This is a genomic window from Actinomycetospora lutea (genome assembly GCF_028737205.1).
Classification (GTDB): domain Bacteria; phylum Actinomycetota; class Actinomycetes; order Mycobacteriales; family Pseudonocardiaceae; genus Actinomycetospora; species Actinomycetospora lutea.
In genome coordinates, this window is sequence record NZ_JAQZAL010000045.1 from 1 (window position 1) to 15,084 (window position 15,084).

Annotated in this window: 13 protein-coding genes and 1 pseudogene; 5 read left to right on the forward strand and 9 right to left on the reverse strand. The window is 75.9% G+C overall.

Translation table 11 applies throughout. From position 1 onward, the window contains the following. Both PHK61_RS29750 and PHK61_RS29755 read right to left on the reverse strand, forming a co-directional pair. Positions 1 to 358: pseudogene (locus tag PHK61_RS29750) on the reverse strand (hypothetical protein); the annotation flags it as partial. Then, on the reverse strand, positions 346 to 1,239 hold the full coding sequence (locus PHK61_RS29755) for a class II glutamine amidotransferase domain-containing protein (protein ID WP_274284652.1): 894 nt from the start codon (positions 1,237 to 1,239) through the stop codon (positions 346 to 348). The gene PHK61_RS29755 and the pseudogene PHK61_RS29750, both read right to left, overlap by 13 nt. Before the next feature lie 241 nt (positions 1,240 to 1,480). Here PHK61_RS29755 and PHK61_RS29760 point away from each other — a divergent pair, with 241 nt between their 5' ends. Together PHK61_RS29760 and PHK61_RS29765 are read left to right on the forward strand one after the other, a co-directional pair. Next, on the forward strand, positions 1,481 to 2,380 hold the full coding sequence (locus tag PHK61_RS29760; protein WP_274284653.1) for a helix-turn-helix domain-containing protein: 900 nt from the start codon (positions 1,481 to 1,483) through the stop codon (positions 2,378 to 2,380). Positions 2,381 to 2,481: 101 nt separating this feature from the next. Next, on the forward strand, positions 2,482 to 3,717 hold the full coding sequence (locus PHK61_RS29765; protein WP_274284654.1) for an acyl-CoA dehydrogenase family protein: 1,236 nt from the start codon (positions 2,482 to 2,484) through the stop codon (positions 3,715 to 3,717). On the opposite strand, the gene denD is transcribed toward PHK61_RS29765, so the two are convergent. Both denD and PHK61_RS29775 read right to left on the reverse strand, forming a co-directional pair. Further along, positions 3,684 to 4,733, reverse strand: a complete 1,050-nt coding sequence (gene denD / locus PHK61_RS29770) for a D-erythronate dehydrogenase (RefSeq protein ID WP_274284655.1) — start codon at positions 4,731 to 4,733, stop codon at positions 3,684 to 3,686. The two genes, PHK61_RS29765 and denD, sit on opposite strands and share 34 nt — an antisense overlap. Further along, entirely contained in the window at positions 4,724 to 6,100 is a 1,377-nt protein-coding gene (locus PHK61_RS29775; RefSeq protein ID WP_274284656.1) for a four-carbon acid sugar kinase family protein, read from the reverse strand. The genes denD and PHK61_RS29775 overlap by 10 nt, the downstream gene beginning before the upstream one ends. Positions 6,101 to 6,195: 95 nt before the next feature. On the opposite strand from PHK61_RS29775, the gene PHK61_RS29780 reads away from it, so the two are divergent. Next, complete coding sequence (locus tag PHK61_RS29780; RefSeq protein WP_274284657.1) at positions 6,196 to 8,613, forward strand: PEP/pyruvate-binding domain-containing protein; 2,418 nt, start codon at positions 6,196 to 6,198, stop codon at positions 8,611 to 8,613. Between the two features lie 44 nt (positions 8,614 to 8,657). Continuing rightward, positions 8,658 to 8,870, forward strand: coding sequence for a hypothetical protein (locus PHK61_RS29785; protein ID WP_274284658.1), 213 nt, complete (start codon positions 8,658 to 8,660; stop codon positions 8,868 to 8,870). Here the strand turns inward: PHK61_RS29785 and PHK61_RS29790 are convergent. Both PHK61_RS29790 and PHK61_RS29795 read right to left on the reverse strand, forming a co-directional pair. Beyond that, on the reverse strand, positions 8,857 to 10,365 hold the full coding sequence (locus PHK61_RS29790; protein WP_274284659.1) for a serine hydrolase domain-containing protein: 1,509 nt from the start codon (positions 10,363 to 10,365) through the stop codon (positions 8,857 to 8,859). The genes PHK61_RS29785 and PHK61_RS29790 overlap by 14 nt on opposite strands. A gap of 47 nt (positions 10,366 to 10,412) precedes the next feature. Continuing rightward, positions 10,413 to 12,518 carry an HNH endonuclease signature motif containing protein gene (locus tag PHK61_RS29795; RefSeq protein WP_274284660.1) on the reverse strand — a complete coding sequence of 702 codons (2,106 nt, stop codon included), beginning with the start codon at positions 12,516 to 12,518 and terminating at the stop codon, positions 10,413 to 10,415. Positions 12,519 to 12,718: 200 nt separating this feature from the next. Between PHK61_RS29795 and PHK61_RS29800 the strand changes: the two genes are divergently transcribed. Then, positions 12,719 to 13,723 carry a PLP-dependent cysteine synthase family protein gene (locus tag PHK61_RS29800; protein WP_274284661.1) on the forward strand — a complete coding sequence of 335 codons (1,005 nt, stop codon included), beginning with the start codon at positions 12,719 to 12,721 and terminating at the stop codon, positions 13,721 to 13,723. Between the two features lie 3 nt (positions 13,724 to 13,726). Here PHK61_RS29800 and PHK61_RS29805 read toward each other — a convergent pair whose 3' ends face one another. The 3 genes from PHK61_RS29805 to PHK61_RS29815 form a co-directional block, all read right to left on the reverse strand. Next, positions 13,727 to 14,080 (reverse strand): hypothetical protein, encoded by a 354-nt coding sequence (locus PHK61_RS29805; protein ID WP_274284662.1) that lies wholly within the window; start codon positions 14,078 to 14,080, stop codon positions 13,727 to 13,729. Between the two features lie 315 nt (positions 14,081 to 14,395). Next, positions 14,396 to 14,554, reverse strand: a complete 159-nt coding sequence (locus PHK61_RS29810; protein WP_274284663.1) for a hypothetical protein — start codon at positions 14,552 to 14,554, stop codon at positions 14,396 to 14,398. A gap of 113 nt (positions 14,555 to 14,667) precedes the next feature. After that, complete coding sequence (locus PHK61_RS29815) at positions 14,668 to 15,015, reverse strand: VOC family protein (RefSeq protein ID WP_274284664.1); 348 nt, start codon at positions 15,013 to 15,015, stop codon at positions 14,668 to 14,670. Positions 15,016 to 15,084: the final 69 nt, after the last annotated feature.

Here is a 15,084-nt window from a genome sequence, read left to right on the forward strand (position 1 = left end):
ACTGCGACGCGTCGCCGCGGACGCGCACCGTCCCCGACATCATGTTCTCGGCGACGCCGGTGCCGGCGTTGCCGTGGACGGTGACGGTGCCGCCGTCGTTCATCCCCGCGCAGTAGTAGCCGGCGTGGCCGTGGACCTCGACGACGATGTCGGCGTCGATGCCGGCCGCGATCGCGTGGGCGCCGGCGGGGTTCGCCACCGCGTACGACTTCGCCGTCGGCCGGTGCAGCTCGGCGTTGAGGGCGCGGACGCCGCCGGTCCCGGCCAGGTCGAAGGTGACGGTCTCCGTCTCGATGGGTCCAGCTCCCCTATCGGCGTGCTCCCCTTGATGCTTCGCGTCCCTGACTACCGCGTCCATGCGTAGACCTTTCCGGGCTCGGGCTCGTAGAGGCGGGCGGACTCGATGCCGGGCAGGGGCGCCAGCGCGCGGAACTCCGAGGCCATCGCCACCCACGCGTCCGTCTCGGCGATCACCGCGGGCTTGCAGGCGATCGGGTCGCGCACCACGGCGAAGCCCTCGGCGCTGGTCACCAGCAGGGTGTAGAAGCCGTCGAAGGTCTCGCGCAGCGCGAGCAGGGCCTTCTCGAGGTCCTCGCCCTGCGCCAGCCGCGAGGCGACGAAGCGGGCGCCGACCTCGGAGTCGTTCGCCGAGTCGAACGTGACGCCCTCGCGCACGAGGTCGCGGCGGACCGTGGCGTGGTTGGAGAACGAGCCGTTGTGCACCAGGCATTGGTCGGGGCCCACCGAGAACGGGTGGCAGCCCTCCGGGGTCACGGCCGACTCGGTCGCCATGCGGGTGTGGGCGAGGCCCTGCCAGCCCTGCGCGCCCGCGAGGTCGTAGGTCCCGGCGAGGTCGCGGGGGTGCCCGGTGCCCTTGTAGACGGCGAGGTCGCGGCCCGCGCCGATCACCGTCGCGGCCGGGAAGGCCGCGCGCACGGCGGCGACCAGCTCGTCGACGCCGGTCGGCGCGGCGACGAGGGTGGTGTCGCCGGCCGGGGTGACCAGCGGGTCGAGGTCGGCGAGGGCGTCCTTCAGTGCCTCCGGCGTGGCGCCGGACGGGAGCAGCAGCACCGAGACGGCGGCGTGGCCCTCGGGGCAGCGGCGGGTGTCGCCGTAGACGGCGACCCCGGCGGAGTCGGGGCCGCGCTCGACGACGCCGCACAGCATCGACTCCAGGAGCTGCCCGAGCTGCGGGTACAGCTCGGGGTCACGCAGGTGGAGTCCGACGATCCCGCACACGGGCGGTCTCCTCTCTCTCGTCCGGGTCTCTTCGTCTCTTGTCGGGAAAAATAGTCTCTCTTCAGGAGATCGACCAGACGGTCCCTGCTCCTGTGATGAACTTGTGTCTCCTGACAGGAGACACGGTCGCACGATGGGCGGCCTCCCCGGCGCGTGACGGCCGTGTTGTTCCTCCGCGTGCTGCTCAGCTGGTCGAGATGGCGTCGGTCGCGGGCCAGGATGAGGGCCGGAGGTGGTCGGCGTGGGCGTCTGGGACATCGCGGAGTTGCCGGCCCGCGAGCAGTTCGGCTACTGGCGCGAGGTCATCTGCGAGGCCTTCGTCCCGCTGACGCCGCACCGGACCGTGGACACCGTGGACACCGAGGGCTTCGCGGCGACCGTGGAGACCCGGCCGCTGGCCGGACTGAACCGGGCGCGGATCGCGGCCCAGGCCCAGCGCACCGACCACGGCCCGCGGGAGGTCGCCCGGACCGCAGGGGAGTACTTCTTCGTCAACCTGCAGCTCGCCGGCCGGTGTGCGACCACCGTCGGCGACCGGACCGCGGTCGTGCGCCCCGGCGAGTTCGTCGTCGTCGACACCACCGAGCCGTACTTCTTCCGCTTCGACCGGGCGTGGCGCATGGTGTCGTTCCGCGTCCCGCGCGGTGCCCTCGGCGGGCGCCCGGAGCTGGGGCGGCCCGTCGCCTCCACCGGAGCCGGGGCCGCGGTGACCGCCCTGATGGCGGCGCTCTGGACCGTCGATGCAGACGCGCCCGGGGCGGCGGCGCTCGCCGACTCGTTCGCCGCGGCCGTGACCGGGGCGACGGCCCCGGACGGCGGTCGCGGCGGCGTCACCCGCGAGGCGGTCCTCGCGTACGTCGACCGCCACCTCGGCGACCGCGACCTGACCGTCCACGGCGTGTGCCGGCGGTTCGCGATCTCGCCGCGGACGCTGCACAACCTCTTCGCCGGCGCCGACGAGTCGTTCGCGGCCGCGGTGCGCCGCCGGCGCCTCGAGCGCTGCGCGTCCGTGCTGGCCGACCCGGCCACGACCGTGACGGTGACCGCCGTGGCCGCCGCCCACGGCTTCGACGACCCGACCTCGTTCAGCCGGGCCTTCCGCCGGCGGTTCGGGGTCTCGCCGCGGGAGATGCGCGCCTGAGCTCGCCGTGCACGAACGGCACGGCCGTGGTGCACGCAGGGCCGAGACGGGTGCCGGCGGAGCGGCCAGGCTCGACACAACCCGGATTCGGAGGAGTCGTCGTGGCCGTGTCGTTCCTGCTGAGCCCCGAGCAAGAGCAGCTCAAGGCCGCCGCGCGCGGCTTCGCCGAGGAGCACCTGCGCGATCTCGCCGCGGCGGTGCGCGCCGAGCCCGACCCGCTGACCCGCGCCCTGCTCGCCAGGCCGGTGTTCGAGAAGGCCGTCGGGCAGGGCTTCCTCAAGGGCCTCATCCCGGCCCCGGTCGGCGGGGCCGCGTCGAGCGGGGTGGATGCGGCGATCTTCATCGAGGAGTGGGCGGCGAAGAGCCCCGACTTCGTCATCTCCCTGGCCGGTCCGCTCATCGCTCTCGCGCCGGTCTACGAGGCCGGCACGCCCGAGCAGGTGGGGCGCTTCGTGGCGCCGTTCCTCGCGGACGCCGGTGCGCCCCTGGCCGCCATGGCCTACAGCGAGCCCGAGGGCAGCGCCAACTTCGACGCCGAGCCGCCGGCGGCCGGGACCCGGACCACGGCCGTCCCGGACGGCGACCACTACGTCATCAACGGGCGGAAGGCGTGGGCGTCGCACCTGTCGGGGTGGGACGGCGACGGCCCGGATCTGATGACGATCGTGTGCCGCGCCCCGGGCGGCATCTCGCTGGTCGTCGCGGAGCGGGAGCACCTCGCCGGGCACATCGAGGTCGAGGAGCACTACGACCTGCCCGGCCTGCGCAGCTGCCTGACCTCGCGGGTGCGGCTGCGCGACGTCCGGGTGCCGCGGGCGAACCTGCTGGGCGCCGAGGGCCAGGGGGTCGCGCTCACCCGCAACGCGTTCTTCCCGAGCGGGGCGTCGATCGGCATCTTCGCCGTCGCCGCGATGCGCGAGGCGTTCGACGTCGCTCTCCGGTTCGCGACCACCGAGACCCGGGGCGGCCCGGTGCCGATCATCGAGCACCAGGCGGTGTCCGACGTCCTCGCCGACGCCAAGGGCCGGATCGAAGCGGTGCGCCTGCTCACCTGGCGGGCGCTCGACGCCGTGATCGCCCAGCACCCGTCGGCCCCGGAGCTCGCGCTGCACGCCAAGGTCCTCGGGTCCGAGACCGGCGTCGACGTCGTCAACGAGCTCGTGAAGCTCGTCGGGGTCTCGGCCTACGACACGGGGTTCCCGATCCTCGGGTACCTGCACGAGGCGCTCGCCTACCCCGTGATCGAGGGCAGCAACATCGGCGTGCGTCGCCGCCAGCTCCAGGACCTGTTCCGGACGCCCGGCTACGACCCGCTGGCGGCGTCCGGGATGCGGTGACCTACACGGGCAGCACCCGTGAATGATCCGTGACGTTTGTCCGGTTCGATCTTAGGGCAGCCTGCCTGATACGCGCGCACCACGTCGTCGAAGGACGCGTCGGCGGTCAGGCCGAGGGCGTGCGCGCGGGGGGTCTCGAAGCGCGGGGGCCAGCTGCCGACGATGGCGACGACGGCCGGGTCCTCGACCCAGTCGACGAGGTCGCTGGTGCCGGCCCCGGCGACGCGGTCGAGGGCCGCGGTCATCTCGCGGGGGGTCGTGGTGAGCGCCGGCAGGTTCATCGCCGTGCGGCTGCCCCAGGTCGCGTCGTCGACCTCGGCGGCGCGCAGGATGCCGTCGAGGGTGCGGTCGGGGCTCGACAGCGCGACGGGCATGTCCGGCGGCGCCGGGCACACCGCACGCTCGCCGGCCAGCGGCTCGCGGATGATCCCGGACAGGAAGCTCGAGGCGGCCGCGTTGGGACGCCCGGGGCGCACGGACACCGTCATCAGCCGCACCGAGCGCCCCCGCACGAAGCCCTTGCGGGTGTAGTCGGCGACGAGCTGCTCGCCGATGAACTTCTGGATGCCGTAGCTCGACTGCGGGCGGGGGAGGGTGTCGTCGTCGACCGTGCCGACGGGGCCGATCGCCGGGTCGCTGCCGAACACCGCGAGCGAGCTGGTGAACACGAGCACCGGGGGCACCGCGTGGCCCCGGGCGTACTCGAGGACGGCGCGGGTGCCGTCGAGGTTGGTGTGCATGCCGGCGTCGAAGTCGGCCTCGGCCGCGCCGCTGACGACGCCCGCGAGGTGGAAGACCGCGTCGGCCTCGTCGCCGAGGGTGCGGCTGAGCTCGCCCGCGAGGTGCTCGACGCGGGGGTCGGCGGCGACGTCGGCGGCGGGGGCGACCAGGTCGACCACGACGAGCCTGCTGACGTCGGCGGGTGCCGCGCCCCCGAGGCCCACCGGGCCGGCGAGCAGGCGGCGGCACAGCAGCGTCCCGAGGAACCCGGCGCCGCCGGTGACGATCACGCGCACGCGGCGGCCTCCAGGCGGTCGACGACGTCGGCCAGGGCGTCGTCGCCGCCGACGTTCCCGGCGAACACCACGAGCGGCGGCCCGCTCGTCGGTGCCCAGAGCGACACGATGCCCGGGAGCAGCGAGCCGCGCACCCACGCGCGGTCCGCGCGCAGCGACACGGTCGCGACGTCGGAGGACGTGATGCCGCCCTTGGCGAGCACCCAGGCGGGCGGGTGCGCGGCCACCGCCCGCGCCGTGACGGCGGTGAGCGCGGCGCTGATCCGCCGGGCGATGTCGAGGCTCTCGGCCTCGTCGCGGCCCGTGACGAGGGTGCGGGAGGTGGCGAGGACGGTGGTGCTCCGGCCCAGCGACGCGGCCAGCTCGTCCACCGCCCGCTCCAGGTGCGCGTCGCGGGCGGCGTCGTCGAGCACCGTCGGGACGTCGATCTCGACGCGGGCGAGGTCGCGCCGGGCGTCCAGGCGCTCGAGCTGGCGGCGCGTGCGGCCCACGTGGGAGCCGACGACGACCAGGCCGGGGCCGCGCCCGACGGCGTCGCGCAGCGCGGCGTCCGCGATCGGGGGCTGCTCGGGCTGGCCGGCGCGGGCGCGGACGAAGGACGGTCCGACGCGGTAGACGAACCGCGCGCCGTCCCGCTCGGCGGCCAGGATCGCGAGGACGGCGGCGCGCAGGTCGTCGTCGACGACGGTGTCGACGGCGATCACCCGCGCGGCGGGGAGGGTCGGCCTGCCCGCGCGCAGCTGCTCGATCCGCACCTCGGCGACGTCGGCGGCCGGGACCGCGCCGCCGCTCTTCTCGGCGACCCAGTCGGCGAGCCGCGAGGAGCGGTAGCCGAAGGTCGCGTCCGTGGCGAACTCGCTCTCCGCGACCGGGACGAGGTCGGTGCCGTCGGCGCCCTCGCGCAGCCAGTGCACGCCGTCGAGCGTGATCCGCCCGGCGTCGGTGTAGGCGGGCACCAGGACGACGGCGTCGGGGCTGCCGGCCTCCTGGGCGATGACGTCGGTCTCGAGGGGGAAGTGGCCGCGCAGGGTGGAGTCGCTCCGGCTGGCGAAGATCAGCTCGACGCCGCGGCGCCGGGCGGCCTCGAGGCAGGTGCGCACCACCTCGCGGTCGCGCGCCGCGGCGTCATCGGGGCCGAGGCTGCGGGTGTTGGTGAGGACGAAGAACGCGGGCGTGGCCTGGGCGAGCGCCCACTCGACGTCGTCGGCGGCCCAGCGCGTGAGCACCGGCAGGTCGCGGACCGTCTGCGTGCCGGTGGGGTCGTCGTCGAGCACCACGACGGTCGGCGTCCCGACCAGCGCCGCGCGCACCTGCTCGGCAGGCACGGCGCGGACCGGTGGCAGCGTCGCGAGCCGTCCGGCACCCATCGCGCCATGGTCGCAGCTCGTCGGCTCCCCGTCCGTGTCGCCGGAACCCCTCCGGGCGCGGGCTCGACGGGCGGTCGCCGGAGCACACTGGTGGGGTGGAGTACGTCCGGACGTTCGCGCAGGTCACCGCCGCCGATGTCGCCCTGGTCGGGGGTAAGGGAGCGAACCTTGGCGAGCTGGTGCGGGCCGGGCTGCCGGTCCCGGACGGCGTCGTGCTGACGACCGACGCGTACGCGGTGGCCGCCGCGGGCGTCGACGTGGCCTCGCCGGGCGTGCAGGAGGGCTTCCTGGCGCTGACGGTGCCGGATGACGTCGCCGCCGAGGTCCGGGCGGCGTACGCGGACCTCGGCGGGGGACCGGTGGCGGTGCGCTCGTCGGCGACCGCCGAGGACCTCGCCGACGCGAGCTTCGCCGGCCAGCAGGAGACGCTGCTCGACGTGCGCGGCGAGGACGCCCTGCTCGACGCCGTGGTGCGGTGCTGGGCGTCGCTGTGGACCCCGCGGGCGGTCGACTACCGCGCCCGCCAGCGCATCGCGCCCGAGGACGTGCGGCTGGCGGTGGTGATCCAGCGGATGGCCGACGCCGAGGCGTCCGGGGTGCTCTTCACCGCCGAGCCGACGACGGGACGCCGCGACCGGATCGTGGTCAGCGCGGCGTGGGGCCTGGGCGAGTCGGTGGTGGGCGGGCTCGCGGCGACCGACGAGCTCGTGGTCGACCGGGCGACGTTCGTCGAGGTCGGCCGCACGGTCGCGGCGAAGACCGAGATGACCGTCGCGACCGGCGGGGGCACCGCGCAGGTCGCGGTGCCCGCGGAGCGGCAGCGCGAGCCCGTGCTCGGCGCGGCCGAGGTGGGGGAGCTCGCCCGGCTCGGCGTGCGGGCCGAGGAGCACTTCGGCGTGCCCCAGGACGTCGAGTGGGTGCGGGCCGGCGGGGCGTTCGCGCTGGTCCAGGCCCGGCCGATCACCGCGTTGCCCCCGCCCACCGACCCGCCGCCGAGCACGTGGCCGCTGCCGTACCCGGGTGGCGCGTACTTCCGCGCCAGCATCGTCGAGCAGATGCCGAGCCCGCTGACCCCGCTGTTCGCGGACCTGATCGGCCCGGCGGTGACCGACTCGATCGGTGCGCTGTTCGCCGGGATGCTCGGGCGGCCGCTGCCCGCCGGCGACATCGCCTTCCCGACGATCAACGGCTACGCCTACTACTTCTACCGGACCCGCGGGCTGCTCTGGATGACGGTGCGGTTGCCGTGGGCGTTGCGCGCCCTGAACCGTCCGGGGACCCGGGGCGGCGTGCGCGGGTGGCGCGAGCGGGCGCACCCGGCGTACGTGGCGGTCGTCGCGGAGTGGACGGCGAAGGACCTGGCGGCCCTGTCGTCGGCGGAGCTGCTCGACGGCGTGGTCACCCTGCTCGACGCGGGCGCGACCTACTACACGGCGGTGCAGTCGGTGATCCCGCTGGCGGCCACCGCCGAGATCGGCTTCACCGCCTTTCACGACCGCCTGGTGAGGCGCGCCGGCGAGCCGGCCGCACACGTCCTGCTCGTCGGGGAGGACAGCGAGCCGCTGCGGGCGGAGCGTTCGCTGTACGCCCTGGCGGTGCAGGCGCGCGCCGGTGGCACGGAGACCGAGGCGTGGCGGCGCGGGTTCGCCGAGCACCTCGAGCGCTACGGGCACACCGTCTTCGACCTGGACTTCGCCGAGCCCACCCCCGCGGACGACCCGGGCACGCTGCTCGACACGATCCGCTTCCAGATGTCCGAGGCGGGCGTCGACCCGGAGGCGCGCCGGTCCCGGCTGCGAGCCGAGCGCGACGCGCGGACCGAGGAGCTGCGGGCGCGGCTCGGCCCGGTCCGCCGGCGGATCTTCGATGCGCTCCTGGCGCGGGCGCGCGCGCTCGGGCCGGCCCGGGAGGACGCGCTCGCCGACGTGGGCCTCGCGTGGCCGTTGATGCGCCGGATGCTGCGCGAGCTCGGCGGGCGGCTGCTCGGCGAGCCCGACGACGTCTTCTGGCTGACCGAGTCCGAGCTGCGGGCGGCGATCCGGGGCGAGCCGGTCGACCCGCCGATCGCGGACCGCAAGGCCCTGCGGCGCGGGCGGGCGCTCGTCTCACCGCCGCAGATGCTGCCGGAGGTGGCGTGGCTGCGGACGCTCTTCGGCCGCTTCATGCCGGGCGCGGAGACCTCGGCGGGGGAGCAGCTCAGGGGCGTGCCGGGCTCGACCGGGGAGGTGACGGCGACCGCGCGGGTGCTGCGGGGCCCGGACGACTTCGGGGCGATGCGGCCGGGGGAGGTGCTCGTCGCCCGGATGACGACGCCGGCCTGGACGCCGCTGTTCGCGCGGGCCGCGGCGGTGGTCACCGACATCGGCGGGCCGCTGAGCCACAGCTCGATCGTGGCCCGCGAGTACGGCATCCCGGCCGTGCTCGGGACGGGCGCGGCCACCGACCGGATCCGCACCGGCGACCAGGTGCACGTCGACGGCGACGCGGGGACGGTGCGGGTGGTCGGTCCGTAGTGTCGGGGTGGCGACAGTGTCGGGGTGGCGACACGGAGGTGGCCATGACGCAGACCCGGGGCCGGGGACGGGGCGGCGAGCCGGAGGACGAGGTGCCGCCGGTGCCGCAGCGGCCTGCGCCGCGCGTCCCGGAGCACGAGGTGCCCGAGCTCGGTGAGGACGAGCTCCCCGAGGTCGCCCGCGACGTGGTGCCGGTGACGCCGGAGACGCCGACGGTGGCGGGCGAGCGGCCCGTCGAGGCCGTCAGCGACGGGTAGTCCGCCGGGCCCGCAGGCGGGCGGCGGCGAGCGCCGCGCCCGTCACCGCCGCCAGGACCAGCAGGATCAGGACGTCGGGCATCGCGAGGGCGATCTGCTGCGTGGTGAACACCCGGCCGGTGGCGGCCGCGACGAGCGGGCTGAGCGCGGCCAGGACGCCGATCGGCAGCAGGAGCCAGGCGAGGCGGAGCGGCTCGCTGCGGGGGTGGCCGCGGTCGAGACGGGTCAGGGCACGCGCCCGGGCGGCCACGACCAGCACGCACAGCCCGCCGATCACCGCGGACACGAGCCCGGTGGAGCGGGGTGGGGCGGGCTCGCCGGTGCCGGCGAGCAGGGTCGCGAGGCCGGTGGTGAGGCCCGCGGTGTCGGCGAGGGCGCTGTTGGCGTCGAAGAGCAGCGCGAAGGCGTAGCCGCTGTCGGGCAGGAGGACCTGGACGGCGGAGAAGGTCGACAGCACGCCGGTGTGCTCGATCCGCCGCGGGCCCTGCTCGGGCGTGGCGTCGGGGGTGACGTCGGGGGTGACGACCTGCCAGCCCATGGCGTAGGTGCTCCCGAGCGGCGGGGTCTGCAGGAGGGCCCGGCTGCCGGGCGGCATCGCCGGGCCCTCACCGGTGCTCTGGGCGATGAGCCAGCGGGCCACGTCCCGGGCGGTGGAGACCACGCCGCCCGAGCCCGCGAGGAGCCCGGTGAGCTCGGGGCGGGCGACGGGACGGTCGAACACGAGCACGTGGCCGTCGGGGAGGTCGGGGGCTCCGGCTCCGGCTCCGGTGGTGGTCGTGGTGGCGGCGGTCGCGTCGGTCCTCGTCATGCCGAGCGGTGCGAAGAGGTGGCGGCCGAGGTGGTCGGCCCACGGTTCGCCGGTGATGTCCTCGATGAGCAGGGCGAGGACCTGGTAGTTCGGGTCGGCGTAGTGGAACGCCGCGCCGGGCTCGTTGGCCGGGGTGGCGGTGCGCAGGCTCGCGACCCGTCGGCGCAGGTCCCCGTCGTCGTCGGTGACGGCGGGGAAGGCGGTGTCGGCGATGCCGCTGGTCTGGTGGAGCAGGTGGCGGACGGTGATGCGCGCCGAGAGGGCGCGGTCCGCGAGGGTGAAATCGGGGAGGTAGCGCCGGACGGGGGCGTCGAGGTCGACCCGGCCCGCCGCCGCGAGCTGGAGGACGGCGGTGGCGGTGAACGTCTTGGAGAGCGAGGCGATCCGGAAGCGCGTGTCCGGCGTGATCGGCGCGCCCCGGCTGTCGGTGCCGAAGCCCGCGAGGTGGACGACGTCGGTGCCGCGGGTGATCGCGACCGCGGTGCCGGGGACTCCGGTCTTCGGGAGCGCGTCGGCGAGGTAGCGGTCGACGGCGGCGAGGTCGGGGGACGGGGTGGCGGCTGGTGCGGAGGCGGCGGCTGGTGCCGGGGTGGCGGCTGGTGCCGGGGGCGCGGTGATCGGCAGGGCGACGAGCACCGTGGCCGCGCAGGCGAGTGCCGCGGCGAGCCTGCGGAGTGTTCGCGCCACGGGGACATGGTCCGCGGTGGAGCGGCGCGCGCCACAGGTTTCCGGCGTCAGAACGGTGGCGGGTCGTCGGGGTCGTGGACGGCGGGTGCGGTGGCCGGCTTCCTCGCCGTGCTCGGGGGCGTGCTCAGGCCGGTGCGGGTGAGGAACTGGTGGCGCCAGTGGGCGTCGTGGGGGTCGTCGTGGCCGGCGGTGGTGCGCCACCCGTCGTCGGGTAGGGGTCGTGGTCGGTGGGCGGGGCGGGGTTCGGGGAGGTCTTCGAGGATCTTCGGTGGGGTGGTGGTGAGGCGTTGTCCGGCGCGGGTGCGGATCGTGAAGTGGCCGGGCAGGGGTTGGGTGATGCGCCAGTCGGCGTGGTGCTTGGCGCGGTGGTGGTGGGTGTCGAGCACGCCGAGGTTGGTGTGGGTGGAGGGTCCGTGGTGGGCCCAGTCGAGGGTGTGGTCGAGCTCGGCGCGGTGGGCGCTGCGCCGGCAGACCGGGATCAGGCAGTGCCGGTCGCGGACGCGGACCCAACGGTCGGTCTCGGCGGTGGGTCGGCGGCGGCGATGATCGGCGGGGCCCTCGCGGGGCGCGCCGGGAGGCTCGGGGTGCTCGGGGTGGTGGGGGTGTGCGAGGTCGGCGAGCCGGGTCTGGAGTTCGTGCAGCAGCGCGGTCCAGGCGGGCTGAGAGCGCGGGTCGAGGGCGGCCAGCAGCGTCGTCGGGGCTTGGAGCTCGACGATGGTGTGGCGTGCCGGCCCCCGCGGCGATGGGTGATCGCCGCGAGGGCCCGCTGTTCGGTGTGGTGGGGGTGGTGGGTGTGGTCGGCGGCGGGCGAGCAGGACGTGGCGGAGGTGGCCGTCGTTGCTGGTGAGCACGATGCGCCATTCGCCGGGGTGGGAGCGGGTGAGCAGGGTGCGGGCGTGGTGGGCCAGGACGGTGCCGTAGCCGGGCACGGTGGCGGGCAGTTCGTCGAGTCCCAGGGCGGTGCTCAGTCGCAGGCGTAGTTCGTTGGTGCCGTGGCGCAGGCGTCCGGGACCCGGATCGGGGCCGGGGACCAGGGGCGGGAGCCCTGGCACGGGAGGGTCACCGGGGTCACCGGGGTCACCGGGCCCGACGGGATCAGGGAGGTCGGGCAGGTCGAGCACGCCCTGCCCGGACGGTTCGCCCTCGGTCGCATCCTCACCGCCCGCAGCCGGGCCGGTCTCGCCGCGCCCGTCCGGGTCCGGGTCGGGCTGCACGGACCGGCCACCGTCCTCGGGTCCGTCCGGTCCGTCGTCCGGTCCGCCGGGCCCGTCGCCGCGTCCGTCGGGTCCGTCGGGTCCGTCGTCGGGTCGGTCGGGCGGGGGATGGCCGGCGGCGTGGTACTCGGCGGCGAGCAGCAGGGTGACCTGGTGGTCGTCGAGCCCGGCCAGCGAGCCGTCGAGCAGCCGGGCGGCGACCTCGGCGCGGACCTCGCCGATCGGGTGGCGGACCCCGAGCGCGCGGATCGCGGCGGCCACCGCGTCGCAGCGGTCGCGCATGGCCAGCCCGCGCGGGGCGGCCACGTCGCACACCGCGAACGTCGCCGACCCCGACGGGTTCGCGGTGAGGATCACCCGCGCGTTCTTCACCGCGCGGGCCTCGCGGCGCGCCGCCCAGTCCGGGTCCAGCGCGGCCGCGGTCGCCTCGATGCGCCGGATCAGCTCGGCGACCGGCAGCCCGGGCGCCTCGGGCACCAGCACCTGGGCGACGTGGCGGGCGTGGTCGTCACACAGGTCGCGGGTCCACTCGCAGAACCGGGTGGCCTTGGGCTCGTCGAGCCACCCCGCCCACATCGCCTCGCCCACCGCGGGCAGGCGCACCGCGAGGTCCTCGGCGAGGTCGAGCTTGCGCGCGGCCATGGTTCGCGACCACCCCAGGGCCACCGCGACCTCGTCACCGGAGTACTCGTCGAGCCCCGCGTGGCGCTCGGTGCGCCCGGCGCGGGCCCGCCCGAGGTGGTGCATCCCCTCGAGCACCCGGGCGGTGCCGCGGTTGTTCACCCGAGCACAGGCCCGCACGTAGGCCGCGAGGTCCTCCCCGCACAACGTGTCCGGCGCCAGCTCCTCCAACGCGGCCACCAGTGCCGGGCCGGGCTCCACGGCGTCCAGGGCATCCAGGTCGGCAGCGACGCCGCCCCGCCCACCCCGTTCGCTCATGTGTTCGAATCTAGCGACGACCCCCGACAACGACGGCCGCTCAGCGACCTCGCGAGATCGGTCTGCAGGTCACAGTACGGTCACGATGGTTCGGCGAAGTCCGGGCAGCCATCGAGCGGCCTCCGGGGACGCGCGGCCCACCTCCCTATGGACCCCACCCTCGCCGCGGCCCCATCCTCGGGGCGACGAGGAGGACCGATATGGCGAACGACGACGGCGCTGTCCTCGCCCACGCGTCCGCCCCGGGACACGGGCCTCCGTCGCCGGGCCGCGCGTCACTCCCCGCCCTCGCGGCCACCGTTCTCGACGCCGTGGGCCACACCCCGCTGGTCCGCCTGCGCCACCTGGCGCCCGAGGGCGGCGCGCAGGTGCTGGTCAAGCTCGAGGGCGCCAACCCCACCGGCAGCTACAAGGACCGCATGGCGCGGGCGATCATCGAGGGGGCTCGGCGGCGCGGCGAGCTCGCACCCGGCCGGCGCGTCGTCGAGTTCACGGGCGGGAGCACCGGGTCGTCGCTCGCGTTCGTCTGCGCCATCACCGGCCACCCGCTCTCGCTCGTCACCTCCGACGCGTTCTCCCCGGAGAAGCTGCGCACGATGCGGGCCTTCGGCGCCGACCTCACGGTCGTCCCGAGCGACGGCGGGTTGATCACCCCGGACCTGTTCGTCCGCATGCGCGCCGAGGTCGACCGGATCGTCGCCGACGAGGACGCCTTCTGGACCGACCAGTTCCACAACGCCGACGCGCTCACCGGCTACGCCGAGCTCGGCCGGGAGATCCTCGCGCAGGCCCCGGCGGTGGACGTCTTCTGCGCGGCGGTCGGGACGGCGGGGATGCTGGCCGGCGTCGCCGACGTCCTGCACGTCGCGGGCCCGACCCGGGTGGTCGCGCTGGAACCGGCGAGCTCCCCGGTGCTGACGACCGGCGTCGCCGGACCCCACCGGGTCGAGGGCACGGCGACCGGCATCGTGCCGCCCCTGCTGCGCCCCGGCACCCACGACGACGCGCGGGCCGTCGACGAGGACGCGGCGCGGGTCCTCGCCCGGCGCCTCGCCCGCGAGGAGGGCGTCTTCGTCGGCACCTCGGCCGCGCTCAACATCGCCGGTGCCCTCGAGCTGGCGCTGGAGGCGGGGCCCGGCCGCACGGTCGTCACCGTCGCTGCCGACACCGGGCTGAAGTACCTGGCCGGCGACCTGTTCAGCTGACGCTCATCGCCGTCGCCACGGCCGGGCGAGCGAGCGGAACCGCGCCCCGCGCGCCGCGTCGGCCTCGAGGCGGGCCCGCCGGGCGTGCCACCGGCGCGCCCACTCGGGCATGCGCGCGGCCAGGAGCGCCTCGGTCTCGGTGCTCCGCAGCAGCTCCATCGACACCGGGTCGCCGCTGAGCAGGCAGGCGAGCCCCCGGGCCGGGAGGTCGGCGCCGTGCACCGGCACCCCGTACCGACGGGCGAGCGCCGCCCGCTGCTCGGCGGGGATCGCGGGACCGGTGACGAGGAAGCGCGGGTAGCCGTGCGACGCACGCCAGCCGCGCGTGCCCTCGACGACCTGGCCCCACAGCGCCACGACGCCCAGCACCTCGAAGTCGGACGGGCCCCACTCCAGCGTCCCCGGGTCGTGGACCGACCGCGTAGAGCCCGCACCGGCACCGGTCGCCGGGCGGCGCGTGGTGGGGCGAGCTGCACGTCGCGACCATCGGACGGCGGGCCGGCCAGACGACCTGGGCCAGCGGTGCGACCAGCTCGGCGCGGCGCTGGGCACGACGTCCCACGCGCCAGGTGCGCCAGCCGAGGATCGCCTCGGGCACGTCCGGGACACCGGGCGCGTCGCGGGTCGTCGGGGCGCCGTCGTGCCGGGAGGGACCGGCCGGCGGCGGATGGATCACCGCGCGGGCTCGGGCCGCGTCGCGACGGTGGCGTCGGCCGGCGCCGGATGCTCGGTCTCGAGCATCGCGGGCTCGACGAGCCACGACTCCTCGCCCGGCACGGGCGAGCTGACGGGTTCCGCGGTGAGGCGCCGACGCACGGGGCCGATGTCCATGGGTGAACGCTAGACACGCGCCCCGTCGTCGCACCAGGGAGACGGGTGCGGGCGGCGGTGAGACGCCGACGACATCACCCGCTCGGCGGCACGCTCGGCGGACACGCCGGCGATCACGGTCCGGTCGCGACCGGGTGCCGGGGCTCGTAGAGGCCGAGCCGCCCGCCGCCGGGCAGGTGGATCGCGGTCAGCCGGCCCCAGCCCTGGTCGGTCACGGGGTCGACGCCGACCCCCCGCGCGCGGAGGTCGGCGACGGTGGCGTCGACGTCGTCGCACATGAGGTAGAGCTCGTGCTCGGGCTCGCCGTCGGTGGGGTGGACGGCGACCTCGGCGGGCGGGAGCCCGAGGATCAGCCAACCGCCCCCGGCGTCGACGGTCCGTGTCCCGAGCAGGTCCTTCAGGAACGCGCGGTCGGCCTCCGCGTCCGCGCTGTACAGGATGGCGTGCGCACCGGTGATCACGTCGGGACCTCCTCGTCCACGCTGGTGGGGGAGCCAGTGTGACGGGCGCCGGAGCGCCGTCGTCCTCCT

Coding starts and splice junctions, on each gene's coding strand:
- PHK61_RS29775 (WP_274284656.1), bottom strand. CDS start 6,100: ATGGGTGCCGGACGGCTCGCGACGCTGCCACCGGTCCGCGCCGTGCCT.
- PHK61_RS29810 (WP_274284663.1), bottom strand. CDS start 14,554: ATGGACATCGGCCCCGTGCGTCGGCGCCTCACCGCGGAACCCGTCAGC.
- PHK61_RS29795 (WP_274284660.1), bottom strand. CDS start 12,518: ATGAGCGAACGGGGTGGGCGGGGCGGCGTCGCTGCCGACCTGGATGCC.
- PHK61_RS29800 (WP_274284661.1), top strand. CDS start 12,719: ATGGCGAACGACGACGGCGCTGTCCTCGCCCACGCGTCCGCCCCGGGA.
- PHK61_RS29785 (WP_274284658.1), top strand. CDS start 8,658: ATGACGCAGACCCGGGGCCGGGGACGGGGCGGCGAGCCGGAGGACGAG.